13 protein-coding genes are annotated in these 12,963 nt (G+C 60.7%); 4 read left to right on the top strand and 9 right to left on the bottom strand.

The genetic code is table 11. From position 1 onward, the window contains the following. Window positions 1-78: 78 nt before the first annotated feature. The 8 genes from alaC to hmpA all read right to left on the bottom strand — a co-directional run bounded on the left by alaC (window position 79) and on the right by hmpA (window position 9,061). Window positions 79-1,290, bottom strand: a complete 1,212-nt coding sequence (gene alaC, locus ACZ9GA_RS02255) for an alanine transaminase (RefSeq protein ID WP_457357411.1) — start codon at window positions 1,288-1,290, stop codon at window positions 79-81. A gap of 373 nt (window positions 1,291-1,663) precedes the next feature. After that, a complete protein-coding gene (cyoE, locus tag ACZ9GA_RS02250) occupies window positions 1,664-2,551 on the bottom strand; it encodes a heme o synthase (protein ID WP_457357413.1) in 888 nt (295 codons plus the stop codon). A gap of 10 nt (window positions 2,552-2,561) precedes the next feature. After that, window positions 2,562-2,891 (bottom strand): cytochrome o ubiquinol oxidase subunit IV, encoded by a 330-nt coding sequence (cyoD, locus tag ACZ9GA_RS02245; protein ID WP_027978974.1) that lies wholly within the window; start codon window positions 2,889-2,891, stop codon window positions 2,562-2,564. Then, a complete protein-coding gene (gene cyoC / locus ACZ9GA_RS02240) occupies window positions 2,891-3,520 on the bottom strand; it encodes a cytochrome o ubiquinol oxidase subunit III (RefSeq protein ID WP_027978975.1) in 630 nt (209 codons plus the stop codon). Before cyoC ends, cyoD begins: the two co-directional genes overlap by 1 nt. A gap of 3 nt (window positions 3,521-3,523) precedes the next feature. Continuing rightward, window positions 3,524-5,545: a cytochrome o ubiquinol oxidase subunit I gene (cyoB, locus tag ACZ9GA_RS02235; RefSeq protein WP_457357415.1), complete on the bottom strand. Its 2,022-nt coding sequence runs from the start codon at window positions 5,543-5,545 to the stop codon at window positions 3,524-3,526. Between the two features lie 3 nt (window positions 5,546-5,548). Further along, window positions 5,549-6,493: a ubiquinol oxidase subunit II gene (cyoA, locus tag ACZ9GA_RS02230; RefSeq protein ID WP_027978977.1), complete on the bottom strand. Its 945-nt coding sequence runs from the start codon at window positions 6,491-6,493 to the stop codon at window positions 5,549-5,551. Window positions 6,494-7,078: 585 nt separating this feature from the next. Then, window positions 7,079-7,585, bottom strand: a complete 507-nt coding sequence (locus tag ACZ9GA_RS02225; protein WP_457357417.1) for a disulfide bond formation protein B — start codon at window positions 7,583-7,585, stop codon at window positions 7,079-7,081. Between the two features lie 306 nt (window positions 7,586-7,891). Next, a complete protein-coding gene (gene hmpA, locus ACZ9GA_RS02220; protein ID WP_457357419.1) occupies window positions 7,892-9,061 on the bottom strand; it encodes an NO-inducible flavohemoprotein in 1,170 nt (389 codons plus the stop codon). A 155-nt stretch (window positions 9,062-9,216) separates the two neighbouring features. Here hmpA and norR point away from each other — a divergent pair, with 155 nt between their 5' ends. The 4 genes from norR to ACZ9GA_RS02200 all read left to right on the top strand — a co-directional run bounded on the left by norR (window position 9,217) and on the right by ACZ9GA_RS02200 (window position 12,643). Further along, window positions 9,217-10,767 carry a nitric oxide reductase transcriptional regulator NorR gene (gene norR / locus ACZ9GA_RS02215; protein WP_457357421.1) on the top strand — a complete coding sequence of 517 codons (1,551 nt, stop codon included), beginning with the start codon at window positions 9,217-9,219 and terminating at the stop codon, window positions 10,765-10,767. A 110-nt stretch (window positions 10,768-10,877) separates the two neighbouring features. Next, window positions 10,878-11,777 carry a chemotaxis protein CheW gene (locus ACZ9GA_RS02210; protein WP_457357423.1) on the top strand — a complete coding sequence of 300 codons (900 nt, stop codon included), beginning with the start codon at window positions 10,878-10,880 and terminating at the stop codon, window positions 11,775-11,777. Window positions 11,778-11,787: 10 nt separating this feature from the next. Continuing rightward, complete coding sequence (locus ACZ9GA_RS02205; protein ID WP_457357425.1) at window positions 11,788-12,252, top strand: GNAT family N-acetyltransferase; 465 nt, start codon at window positions 11,788-11,790, stop codon at window positions 12,250-12,252. Window positions 12,253-12,319: 67 nt separating this feature from the next. Next, a complete protein-coding gene (locus ACZ9GA_RS02200) occupies window positions 12,320-12,643 on the top strand; it encodes a hypothetical protein (protein ID WP_457357427.1) in 324 nt (107 codons plus the stop codon). Between the two features lie 3 nt (window positions 12,644-12,646). Here the strand turns inward: ACZ9GA_RS02200 and ACZ9GA_RS02195 are convergent, their stop codons facing one another. Continuing rightward, entirely contained in the window at window positions 12,647-12,937 is a 291-nt protein-coding gene (locus ACZ9GA_RS02195; RefSeq protein WP_457357429.1) for a hypothetical protein, read from the bottom strand. Window positions 12,938-12,963 lie beyond the last annotated feature (26 nt).

Genomic DNA, 12,963 nt, shown 5'->3' with positions numbered 1-12,963 from the left:
AACAATCGATGTAAGGCTTTACTCTGTGGGAGCAACCGGGGTCGCGCTCGACCTTGCTCGCGATGAGGGCAACGCGGATTAAGCGCTTGAAACGCCATCGGCTCGGAACATCTGCCGAATGCCACGAATGGCCTGGCGAATGCGGTCCTGGTTTTCGATCAACGCGAAGCGCACGTGGTCGTCACCGTATTCACCAAAGCCGATGCCGGGCGATACGCACACCTTGGCCTCGGCCAGCAGTTTCTTGGCGAACTCCAGCGAACCCAGGTGGGCGTACTGCTCGGGGATCTTGGCCCACACGTACATCGACGCCTTGGGGTTCTCGACCATCCAGCCCAGCTCGTGCAGGCCCTTGACCAGCACATTGCGGCGCTGGCGGTACTGCTCGGCGATGTCCAGCACACATTGCTGATCGCCTTCCAGCGCGGCAATGGCCGCCACCTGCAGCGGCGTGAAGGTGCCGTAGTCGTGGTAGCTCTTGATGCGCGCCAGAGCGTTGACCAGTTCGGGGTTGCCGACCATGAAGCCTATACGCCAGCCCGCCATGTTGTAGCTTTTGGACAGGGTGAAGAACTCCACCGCAATGTCCTTGGCGCCGGGCACCTGCATGATCGACGGGGCTTTCCAGCCGTCATAGACGATGTCGGCGTAGGCCAGGTCGTGCACCACCAGTACGTCGTACTGCTTGGCCAGGGCCACCACGCGCTCGAAGAAATCCAGCTCCACGCACTGGGCGGTAGGGTTGGACGGGAAGCCCAGAATCATCATCTTCGGCTTGGGAATGGAGCCGCGAATGGCCCGTTCCAGCTCATCGAAGAAGTCCACGCCTGGCACCAGCGGCACCGACCGCACCTGGGCGCCGGCAATCACGGCACCATAGATGTGGATCGGGTAGCTGGGGTTGGGCACCAGCACGGTGTCGCCCTGGTCCAGGGTGGCCAGCATCAGGTGCGCCAGGCCTTCCTTGGAGCCGATGGTGACGATGGCTTCGTCTTCAGGGTCGATCTCGACCTGATAGCGGTCGGCGTACCAGCGCGAAATGGCGCGACGCAGACGGGGGATGCCACGCGAAGTCGAGTAGCCGTGGGTGTCTTCACGCTGGGCGACGCTGACCAGTTTTTCCACGATGTGTGGCGGAGTGGCGCCGTCGGGGTTGCCCATGCTCAGGTCGATGATGTCCTCGCCACGGCGGCGGGCAGCCATCTTGAGCTCGGCAGTGATGTTGAAGACGTAAGGGGGGAGACGATCGATACGCGAAAAGCGGCGCGGCGAAGAACCGTTGTCAGCCATGTTGAAACCTCGAAACGTAAGCGCCCGGAACCGTCCGAGCGACGCGGCCAGTGCGCTGGCCAGAGGCAAACAATAAGCCTGGGGAAGAAAGGTTGTCCAGCCCCCATTCAGGGATATTTGAATTATTTACAGTAGAACCAGATATTTCACCTTAAAACACTGACATATTCAGGTAATTATCCCGCAAATCATAAATCTACCGTAGCCGCTATGCCTCGCCCTGGATCTACAGCGTACATCAGGGCCAGCGCAGCCTGGCGGCAGCGGCTACAGGTTTGTGATAGGTCGACGAACGAACAAAAACGCCCCGTACCTTTCGGTACGGGGCGTTTTCGGTGTAGCAGGACAGCGATCGAGTCAGCGTTCACAACACTCAGTGAGCGTAGGTCAGCAACAGCTCCGTCGGCGCCTTGAAGTCCAGGGACATCATCACGCTCAGGGCCGTGATGGTGAAGATGGAGAACACGAACAGCTTGCGTGCCCACACCTTGTCATCAACTGCCTTGTAACCGGTCCAGGCCATGTACAACCAGTACATGCCCATCGCTGCCGCCACTGCCAGGTAGCTCATGCCTGCATAACCACCAAGGGTCAGCATGAGGGTAGCCAGCAGGAACGCCAGGATGTAGAGCAGGATGTGTTTCTTGGCTACAACGATGCCACGCTTGACCGGCAGCACCGGAATCGATGCGGCCAGGTAGTCGTTGAAGCGGAAGATCGCGATGGCATAGGAATGCGGCATCTGCCAGAGGCTGAACATCACCAGCAGGGTCAAGGCAGCCATGTCGAAGTGACCGCTCACGGCAACGTACCCGATGACGGGCGGCATGGCTCCGGAGAGGCTGCCGACCAGGGTACCGTGTACCGATTTGCGCTTCAGGTACAGGCTGTAGAAACCCACGTAGATGATGAAGCCGATCAGGCCGCCCAAGGCCGCCAGCGGGTTGGCCATTTTGTACAGCATGGCCAGGCCCGCCACACCCAGCAGGGTGGCGTAGGCCAGGGCGACCTTCAGCGAGATCAGGCCCTGGACCAGTGCGCGGTTCTTGGTGCGTTCCATCTTCACGTCGATGTCGCGGTCAATGCAGTTGTTGAATGCACAACCCGACGCCACCACCAGTGAAGTGCCAATCACCGTGGCCAGGAAAAGGGCAACATCTACATGCCCTTGCGAGGCCAGGAAAAAGCCGCCTGCCACAGAAAGCACGTTACCGAAAATGATCCCCGGTTTGGTGATTTGGATAAAGTGCTTAACGGACATGCAGTTTTCCTCAGTGCGCCATCATGACGGTATGGATGCTGAACATGATCCACAGCGCCAGACCAACCAGAAGCGCGATGACGATGCCGGCGAACACGAACGCAATCACGTTGTTGCGCTGCGCTTCGCTACGATCCAGGTGCAGGAAGTAAACCAGGTGCACCAGCACCTGGATCACTGCGAACGCCAGGACCAGGACCAGGGTCGCGGACTTGGAGAACGTCGGGTACATCACCAGACCGAATGGAATCGCGGTCAGGATGATCGACAGTACAAAACCGATCATGTACGACTTGAAGCTGCCGTGGCTGCCAGTGTCGTGGGAATGAGCGTTAGCCATTACAGAGTCCCCATCAAGTAGACAACGGTGAACACGCAGATCCAGACCACGTCCAGGAAGTGCCAGAACAGGCTCAGGCAGCTCAGACGGGTGTTGTTGGTCGGAGTCAGGCCGTGTTTCGAGACCTGGTACATCATCACCGCCATCCACAGCAGACCGCTGGTAACGTGCGCGCCGTGAGTACCGACCAGGGTGAAGAAGCCCGACAGGAAGCCGCTGCGCGACGGGCCGAAGCCCTCTTCGATCAGCTTGTGGAACTCGTTCACTTCCATGCCGATGAAGCCCAGGCCGAACAGGAAGGTGATGAACAGCCAGCCCAGCACGCCGCCCTTGTTACCTTTGTGCAGCGCCAGCATGGCGAAGCCGTAGGTGATGGAGCTGAGCAGCAGGCAGGCGGTTTCGCCCAGTACGTACGGCAGTTCGAAGATGTCGTGACCCGACGGACCACCTGCAACGTTGCCCGACAGTACGGCGTAGGCAGCGAAGATCGATGCGAACAGGATGCAGTCCGTCATCAGGTAGATCCAGAAACCAAATACGGTCATGGGACCCGCATCATGGTGTTCGTGGTCGTCGTGCCCATGGTCGTGACCATGGGCAGTTCCAGCGTTCAATACTATGTTCGACATTGTTTAAGCCTGTTCAAGCGCGTTGACTGGGGTCTTGGAGACACCGGCCACGTTTGCTTTCGCCAAGGTTTGTTGACGTTCGCCTTCGATGCGAGCCACTTCTGCTGCAGGGACCATGTAGCCTTGATCATCACGCGCGGCGTGGATGATGAAGTAGATCACTGCACCGGCCAGGCCGATGGCGGCCAGCCAGAAGATGTGCCAGATCATGGCGAAACCGAACACGGTCAGGAAGGCACTGATAACCAGGCCGCTGGCGGTGTTGTTAGGCATGTGGATATCCGAGTACTTGGCCGGAACCGTGTACGCGGTACCTTTGCGCTTGGCATCGGTGAATGCGTCGATGTCGCTTACAACTGGCAGGGTAGCGAAGTTGTAGAACGGAGGTGGCGACGAAGTCTGCCATTCCAGGGTGTGGCCGTTCCATGGGTCGCCGGTCACGTCGCGGTTCTGCTCGCGGTCGCGGATCGACACGTACAGCTGGATGAACTGGCACAGGATACCGCACAGGATCAGTACCGCACCGCCCATGGCCACGTACAGGTACGGGGTCCAGTCCGGGTTGTCGGTGTGGTTCAGACGACGGGTCATACCCATGAAGCCCAGGGCGTACAGCGGCATGAATGCAACGTAGAAGCCCGAGATCCAGAACCAGAAGGAGCGCTTGCCCCACTTCTCGCACAGGGTGAAACCGAACGCTTTCGGGAACCAGAAGGCGAAGCCTGCGATGTAACCGAATACAGCACCACCGATGATCACGTTGTGGAAGTGAGCCACAACGAACAGGCTGTTGTGCAGAACGAAGTCAGCACCAGGAATGGCCAGCAGTACGCCGGTCATGCCGCCGATCGAGAAGGTGATCATGAAGCCCAGGGTCCACATCACCGGCGCGGTGAAGCGCAGGCGGCCCTGGTAAATGGTGAACAGCCAGTTGAACAGCTTCACACCCGTCGGGATTGCAATCAGCATCGTTGCCAACCCGAAGAAGGAGTTGACGCTGGCGCCCGAACCCATGGTGAAGAAGTGGTGCAGCCACACCATGAAGCCCAGTACCGCGATGCAGCCCGAAGCCAGAATCATCGACACGTGGCCGAACAGACGCTTGCCGGAGAACGTGGAGATGACTTCCGAGAACACGCCGAAGGCCGGCAGGATCAGGATGTACACCTCAGGGTGACCCCATGCCCAGAACAGGTTCACGTACATCATTGGGTTACCGCCCAACTCGTTCGTGAAGATGTGGAAGTCCAGGTAACGGTCGAGGGTCAGCAGTGCCATGGTGGCGGCCAGGATCGGGAACGAAGCCACGATCAGGACGTTTGCCCAGGTGCAGGTCCAGGTGAAGATAGGCATGTCCATCAGTTTCATGCCAGGGGTGCGCATTTTCAGCACGGTCACCAGGAAGTTCACACCGGTCAGGGTCGTACCGATACCCGACAGCTGCAGTGCCCAGATGTAGTAGTCAACACCCACGCCCGGGCTGTAGCCCAGTTCGGACAGCGGCGGATAGGCAACCCAGCCGGTACGGGCGAATTCGCCGACGCCCAGGGACAGGTTGACCAGGACCACGCCCGATACCAGCAGCCAGAAGCTGAGGGAGTTCAGGAACGGGAACGCTACGTCGCGTGCGCCGATCTGCAGGGGCAGGGCCAGGTTCATCAGGCCAGTGAAGAAAGGCATCGCCATGAAGATGATCATGATCACACCGTGAGCGGTGAAGATCTGGTCATAGTGTTCAGGCGGCAGGTAGCCTTCGCCGCCGTTGGCGGCCAGCGCCAGCTGCGAACGCATCATGATGGCGTCGGCAAAGCCACGGATCAGCATGACCATGGCAACGATGACGTACATCACGCCGATTTTCTTGTGGTCGACCGAAGTCAGCCATTCGGTCCACAGGTAGGACCATTTCTTGTAGTAAGTGATCAGCCCGACCAACCCCAGTCCACCCAGCGCGATGACGGCGAGCGTCACCATGACTATCGGGACATGGAAGGGGATCGCTTCCAAAGTTAATTTACCAAACATCGTTTACTCCTCTGCCCCAGCAGCTGAATGCGAACCCATGTCCATACCTTCCATACCTTCCATGCCGGCGACTTCTTTGCCTTCATGCGCGATGTGACCTGGGTTCATGCCTTCATACTTTTTGATGATGGTCTGGAACAGGTTTGGCGCGTATGTGGAGTAAAGCGCGACAGGATTTTTCTCGCTTGGTTTGGCCAGGGCAGCGTACTCAGCCGAATCAAGCTGTTTAGGTGAATTCTTGACTTCGCTGACCCATGCATCGAAATCCGCCTGGGTGGTGGCGAGTGCCTTGAACTTCATGCCGGTGAAACCTTCGCCGCTGTAGTTGGCGGAGATACCATCGAATTCATGTGGCTGACTGGCCAGCAGGTGCAGCTGTGTAGTCATGCCGGCCATCGAGTAGATCTGGCCGCCCAGGCCCGGGATGAAGAACGAGTTCATCACCGAATCAGACGTAATGCGGAAGTTAACTGGCGTGTTGGCCGGGAACACGACCTTGTTCACAGTGGCGATACCCTGGTCCGGGTAGATGAACAGCCACTTCCAGTCCAGCGAAACCACCTGGATGGTGATTGGCTTGACGTCGGACTCGATCGGACGATACGGGTCGAGAGCGTGGGTGGACTTGTAGGTGATCACGCCCAGCACGATCAGCAGGCACAGGGGAACGCCCCAGATGACCGCTTCGATCTTGTTGGAGTGGCTCCAGTCCGGCGTGTACTTGGCCGCGGTGTTGGTAGCGCGGTATTTCCACGCGAACACGACGGTCATCACAATGACGGGTACCACCACCAGCAGCATCAGCAGGGTAGCGATAATGATCAGGTTTCTCTCGTCGAGACCGATCGGCCCTTTCGGGTCAAGCAGGGTCCACTTGCATCCACCGAGAAAAAGCATGCCGAAAAAGGGCAATATGCCAAACAGTCTGGGGTAACGCTTTTTGCTCATCTCACGACCTCTAAGCAGCTTGCATCAGTGCAATTGTGTTTTGATCGCCAACACTTCGTCCTGCCAAGCGTCAGCATTTATCGAGTTGGATACGGGCATGCCTAGAGATCAGCTGCTGCTGTTGGCAGACCTGTGTGGTACGGTAATTTCTTATTGTGCCTTTGCAGGCTAAGCAGGTTAGTCGGCATTAGCCTGTCTGCAGACCAAATCCATTTGGGTGCGGAAACACAAGGTGGGCTCTCAACCCCGCGCTTGACGTGGCCTGCAGCGCTGTCGAAGGGTGGTTTAGACCGTTCGTCGAGCGGCTTGCAAAGCCTGGCCCAGCGGATTTTGCGGGGATTGTAGATACCTCAGGTTTCATTGACTATGGCTTATTTAGCAACAATAAGTTTCCGCTAGTGTAACAATGAACGCGAGTTTCAAGGGATTGCGACACGATGTCGCACCCCCTGCCACACCCCGAAAAGCCTATGTTTGCTAGGGATAAAGCCCTTACAAAAGGTCTGTGCTTATCGGTCACGCCCTGCGCGGGCGGCTAAATCGGCACGATTAATGATTTGTAACTTGACCTTGAGCGGCCCGTTTTCAGGCCTTGCGACGGTTGCGATAGATACCCAGCGGCACCAGGACGACCGTCAGCGTGAAGGCTACCAGAGCCCACTGGGCCAAGGACAGCCCCAACACGGGCGGATAGGGTGTGGTGCAGAAGCCGCTGACCTGAAACACCAGTGGCAAGGCATTGGCCAGCGGCAAGCCGTCGACGATGGGTTGCAGCACGTCCACGCCACAGCTTACCGAAGGGTTGGCCAGCACGTAGACATGATTACCCGCCGCCGCCATGCCGCCCAGGGCGCTGAGCACCACAAGGGCTTCGAACACCGTGACGCTGCGCTTGCCGGGCATGGCAGCGCCGATGAAGGCGAACAGGGCAATGAGCAGCAGCGCATAGCGTTGCAGGATGCACAGCGGGCACGGGGCTTCCTGCAGCACGATCTGCATGTACAGCGCACCGCCGATCAGTGCCAGGCAGATGATGCCCAGCAAGACCAGGAAACGCTTCTCGCGGCTCAGCTGGGTGTTCACATCACTCATTGCTCGTCCCTTCATTGGTGTGGGTTGGCTAACGATTCATTTCGCTCGCCAGTCTACACGCTCACCAAGACCTTGAAAAAAGGCGATGGTTCCCGGTTTGGCGCAGGTTGCTGGAGTTAAGCGCAGCGCCATTAACCCTGCGTTAACCCGGTGGGAGCCAAGCTTGCTCGCGATGGCGTCGACGCCGTGATCCAGAAAAACCGCGTCGCCTGCATCGCGGCCGAGGCCGGCTCCTACCACGGATGGCGTAGGAGCCGGCCTTGGCCGCGATGCAGGCGCCGCGGTCTTTGCGAGCTACGGCCGCGGTCAGAGTTCGGCGGCGGGGCCGAAGAACTCATAGTGCGCCTGCCCGTCCGGCACGCCCAGCGCCTTCAGGTGGCCCTTCACCGACTTCATGAAGCCCTTGGGGCCCAGGAAGTAGGCATCCACATCGCGATCCGCAGGCAGCCACTGCGCCAGCAGCGGCTGGTCCAGCAAGCCGATGGCATCCGCCTGGCCGCCCGCCTCGGCATGGCAGTAGAAAGCCTTGAGCTGCGGATGCCGCGAAGCCAGGTTGTCCACCCAGGCCCGGAACCCCTGCACTGCCGCATTGCGGGCGCTGTGCACAAAGTAGATCGGGCGCCCGGTGGGCAATGCTGCCTCCAGCATGGCCAGGGTCGGGGTAATGCCCACGCCGCCACTGATCAGCACCAGCGGCTTGCTGCCCGCCTGCAGCACGAACTCGCCCGCCGGCGGGAACAGCTGCACCCGATCGCCCACCTGCAGATGGTCATGCAGGAAATTGGAAACCTTGCCGCCCGCTTCGCGCTTGACGCTGATGCGGTAGTGGCCAGCCTTGGCCAGCGCCGACAGCGAATAGTTGCGGCGATGCTCTTCGCCCTCGATCATCAGTTTGATGCCGATGTATTGGCCTGCGGTGAAGTCGAGAATCGCTTGGCCATCGACCGGTTCGAAATAGAACGAAACGATTTCCGCGCTTTCCTCCACCCGCGCCGCCAACTTGAAGTCGCGGCCACCGCGCCAGCCACCTGGGGCCTTGGCCTTCTGCTGGTACACCTCGGCCTCGGCCGCAATCAGGATATCGGCCAGTTGCTGATAGGCGTTGCCCCAGGCGCTGAGCACTTGCGGGGTGGCGATTTCGCTGCCCAGCACCTCCTCGATGGCACGTAACAGGCAAGCGCCGACGATAGGGTAATGCTCGGCCTGGATCTGCAAGGCCACGTGCTTGTTGATGATGCGCGCCAGCAGACCACCCAGCTGGTCCAGCTCATCGATATGCCGCGCGTACATCAGCACGCCATTGGCCAAGGCGCGTGGCTGGTCGCCACTGGCCTGGTTGGCCTGGTTGAACAGAGGGCGCACGCCCGGGTTCTCGTCCAGCAGGGTCCGGTAGAAGTGGGTGATGAGCGCTTCGCCACCGCTTTCCAGCAACGGGACGGTGGATTTGACGATGGCGCGATCCTGGGCACTGAGCATGGGGGTGACTCCTTGGAACCGAGAGTAGAAAAGGTTGCTCAGTACCTATCACGCTTCGTGCCAATTATTTTTTCTATATAGATCAATAACTTAACTATTATATGGTCAAAATGACTCATATTAAGCTACAGTCATAATGACTACACGAGGTCATTATGACTGCAAAGCCGCTGCTCACCGCCCTCCTCCCCCTGGTCTCGGACCTGTCCCGTGACCTGCCCGAACGCGAGCGCTACCGACGTTTGCTGCAAAGCCTGCGCACGTTGCTGCCCTGCGACGCCACCGCCCTACTGCGCCTTGACGGCGAATGGCTGGTACCCCTGGCCGTGGACGGTTTGAGCACCGACACCCTGGGGCGGCGTTTCAAGGTCAGCGAGCACCCACGCTTCGAGATCCTGCTGGCCAGCCCCACCCCTACCCGCTTCGACAGCGACACCACCTTGCCCGACCCCTACGACGGCCTGGTGGAAGGCCTGCACGAAGACCTGCACGTGCACGACTGCCTGGGCTGCCCGCTGTTTGTCGACGAGCGCCCTTGGGGCCTACTGACCCTGGACGCCCTGGACCCGCAGCGCTTCGACAGCCTGGACCTGGATGCCCTGCAGGCATTTGCCAGCATGGCTGCGGCCACCGTGACCGTGGCCGAGCGCATCGAGCACCTGGCCATGCGCGCCGAGGACGAGCACCAGCGTGCCGAACAATTCCGCCAGGCCAGCACCCCGCAGCCGGGAGAAATGATCGGCCAAAGTCCGGCACTGCAACGCCTTGGCGATGAAGTCCGCCTGGTGGGCGGCAGCGACCTGACCGTGCTGATCACCGGCGAGACCGGGGTGGGCAAGGAACTGGTCGCCCAGGCCATCCACCAGTCCTCGCCCAGGGCCGGGCAGCCAATGATCAGCCTCAACTGCGCAGCGCTGCCCGACACCCTGGTGGAAAGCGAACTGTTTGGCCACGTGCGCGGCGCATTCACCGGCGCCACCACCGACCGGCGCGGCAAGTTCGAACTGGCCAACGGCGGCACGCTGTTTCTCGATGAAGTGGGTGAACTGTCCCTGAGCGTGCAGGCCAAGCTGCTGCGCGTGCTGCAAAGCGGCCAGTTGCAGCGTCTGGGCTCGGACCGCGACCACCAGGTGGACGTGCGCCTGATCGCCGCCACCAACCGCGACCTGGCCGAAGAGGTGCGCGAAGGCCGCTACCGGGCGGACTTTTATCACCGGCTCAGCGTCTACCCGCTACAGGTGCCGCCGTTGCGCGAACGCGGCGCCGATATCCTGCTGCTCAGCGGTTACTTCCTCGAGCAGAATCGCTCGCGCCTGGGCCTCAACAGCCTGCGCCTGAGCCCCGACGCACAGGATGCGTTGATGGCGTATGGCTGGCCGGGCAACGTCAGGGAGCTGGAACACCTGATCGGTCGGGCTTCGTTGAGGGCCTTGGGGCAGGCCGGCAAGCGCCCGGCTATCCTCACCCTGAGCGCGGCAGATCTGGATTTGCGCACAGCCCAGGTCGGGATCGAAGCGATACCGCCAGATGCCGTGGAGCTGCCCGCCACCGATATCGACCTGCGCCAGGCCACAGACGCCTTCCAGCGCCGCCTGATCCAGGCCTGCCTGACCCGTCATCGGCACAATTGGGCCGCAGCCGCCCGCGAGCTGGCCCTGGACCGCGCCAACCTCAGCCGCCTGGCCAAACGCCTGGGCATCAAATAGGGGCTCGGTCCCAGAGATATGTAACTAACCGCCTAATGGCCTAAAGCCTGCCCTTGGCAGGTCGATAAACCTGGCATCGAATTGAAACCGGTCTGACAGAGAAGGTCCCCATGTCGTCCAAGAATGCCCGCGCAGACTCACTGTCACTTTTGCTGTTTACCTTGCGCAGCGGCAAGCTGATGGCCATCAACCTGCTGAAAGTCAGCGAAATCATCCCCTGCCCGCCCCTGACCCGGCTGCCCGAATCGCACCCGCACGTCAAAGGCGTGGCCACCCTGCGGGGCAATTCCCTGTCGGTGATCGACCTGAGCCGGGCCATTGGCGAGATGCCCCTGCTCGACCCCAGCGGCGGCTGCCTGATCGTGACCGACATCAGCCGCTCCAAGCAGGGCCTGCACGTTCAGGGCGTGAGCAAGATCATTCACTGCCTGACCACCGACATTCGCCCACCGCCCTACGGCGCCGGGATCAAGTCGTTCATCACCGGCGTCACCCAGGTGGACGGCTCGCTGGTGCAGGTGCTGGACATCGAGAAGGTCATTCATGGCATCGCCCCGGCGCCGATCGTCGCCGCGCCGCAAACCCTCAGTGAAGACGACGCCATGCTGCTGGCCCAGGCCAATATCCTGGTGGTGGATGACAGTCAGGTAGCGTTGCAGCAATCGGTGCTGACCCTGCGCAACCTGGGCCTGGAATGCCATACGGCCCGCAGCGCCCGCGACGCCATCGACACCTTGCTGGAACTGCAGGGCACCCCCGGGCAGATCAATGTGCTGGTGTCGGACATCGAGATGTCGGAGATGGACGGCTACGCCCTGACCCGCACCCTGCGCGAAACCCCGGACTTCAAAGACCTGTACGTGCTGCTGCACACCTCGCTGGACAGCAAGATGAACAGTGAAAAGGCCAAGGCCGCCGGCGCCAACGCCGTACTGACCAAGTTCTCGTCGCCGGAGCTGACCCAATGCCTGATACGCGCCGCCCGTGCGGTGATCGGCCTGGACAACTGAGACCCCGGCCGTGGCCGAATGCATCCTGATGCGTCAGGCGCTATCGATTGCCGAAGCAGCCGTGCAATGGCCCCAAGGCATTGAACTGCGCCCCTGGGACGAGGCACGGGCACAAGCCGTGCTGGATCTGCTGCTCAGCGTCCAGCAAGTGGAAGCCAACACCCAACTGACGGGCTGGCTGGCGCAACTGGCCGGCGATGCCGAGTTCGACCCGCGCCTGTGCCGCCTGGCTTACGGCCCCGCTGGCCTGGCAGGCTTTGCCATGGGCTGGACCAGCAGTTTCATTCGTCATCTGGCCGTGCAACCGGGCGCCCGCCGGCAGGGGCTGGGCCAGGCACTGCTTAATGATCTATTCAACGCCTACCGCCGCCGCGACGAGGCCTTCGTCGACCTCACGGTGCTGGCCGACAACGCCAACGCCCTCAGCTTGTATGCACGGGCCGGCATGATCGAAGTTCGTCGTTATACTCAGTAACAACGCCAGCTGCGGGTCACCAGCGGCGCTCATGCATAATCCGCTTCTTTATTTCCGGGACCCGTTCATGCACAAGACAGCACTTTATGGGTTGGCCCTGGCCGCCACCCTTGGCACCGCCCATGCGTCCAGCGAACAAGCCTGGGCTGCCCACGACGACGACGTGATCAACACCTGCCTGGCCGCCAGCCAGCTCAAGACTGCCCAGGCCGTGGGGCGCCCGGCCGAGTTCGACGATGCCGTGGGCTACAGCGCCATCCTGATCCAGGGACGCTACCCCCAGCCGCACATGAAAAACGCCCTGGGACGCGAACTGTGCCTGTTCGACAAGCAACGCCGCACGGCGCATGTCAGCGAGTGGGATTCGATCATGAATGTACGCAAGCCCTGAGCGTCACAACCACACGAACTGGTACAGCAACGTCACCAGCGGCATCAGCGCGTCGCGGTCATTGGCCAGCGCCAGCGACACCACATTGACCAGCAATGCAGCAAACAGCGAACCCGTGAACCACAGGTTGTCACGCACCAGCGCAGCCAGGCAGAACGCCATCCCGCCCAGGGTGGCGGACCATGCCCTGGCGCCGGGTGTCAGTGGCAGGTAGTGCAGCACCAGCAGCAACAGCGGCACCAGCATCGATAACGCCACGGGCTTGCACCATGCGCCCAGGTTGCGTGGAATCAAGGGGTTACCTCTGCAATAAGTGGAAA

Source organism: Pseudomonas sp. TE3644 (assembly GCF_056278815.1).
Note: the sequence above shows the minus strand (reverse complement) of the source record. Positions and strands in the feature narration are given on the sequence as shown.

Excerpts from the sequence above, each read along its gene's own strand:
- alaC (WP_457357411.1), bottom strand. The coding sequence starts at position 1,290 with ATGGCTGACAACGGTTCTTCGCCGCGCCGCTTTTCGCGTATCGATCGT.
- cyoE (WP_457357413.1), bottom strand. The coding sequence starts at position 2,551 with ATGTCCGTTAAGCACTTTATCCAAATCACCAAACCGGGGATCATTTTC.
- cyoD (WP_027978974.1), bottom strand. The coding sequence starts at position 2,891 with ATGGCTAACGCTCATTCCCACGACACTGGCAGCCACGGCAGCTTCAAG.
- cyoC (WP_027978975.1), bottom strand. The coding sequence starts at position 3,520 with ATGTCGAACATAGTATTGAACGCTGGAACTGCCCATGGTCACGACCAT.
- cyoB (WP_457357415.1), bottom strand. The coding sequence starts at position 5,545 with ATGTTTGGTAAATTAACTTTGGAAGCGATCCCCTTCCATGTCCCGATA.
- cyoA (WP_027978977.1), bottom strand. The coding sequence starts at position 6,493 with ATGAGCAAAAAGCGTTACCCCAGACTGTTTGGCATATTGCCCTTTTTC.
- ACZ9GA_RS02225 (WP_457357417.1), bottom strand. The coding sequence starts at position 7,585 with ATGAGTGATGTGAACACCCAGCTGAGCCGCGAGAAGCGTTTCCTGGTC.
- hmpA (WP_457357419.1), bottom strand. The coding sequence starts at position 9,061 with ATGCTCAGTGCCCAGGATCGCGCCATCGTCAAATCCACCGTCCCGTTG.
- norR (WP_457357421.1), top strand. The coding sequence starts at position 9,217 with ATGACTGCAAAGCCGCTGCTCACCGCCCTCCTCCCCCTGGTCTCGGAC.
- ACZ9GA_RS02210 (WP_457357423.1), top strand. The coding sequence starts at position 10,878 with ATGTCGTCCAAGAATGCCCGCGCAGACTCACTGTCACTTTTGCTGTTT.
- ACZ9GA_RS02200 (WP_457357427.1), top strand. The coding sequence starts at position 12,320 with ATGCACAAGACAGCACTTTATGGGTTGGCCCTGGCCGCCACCCTTGGC.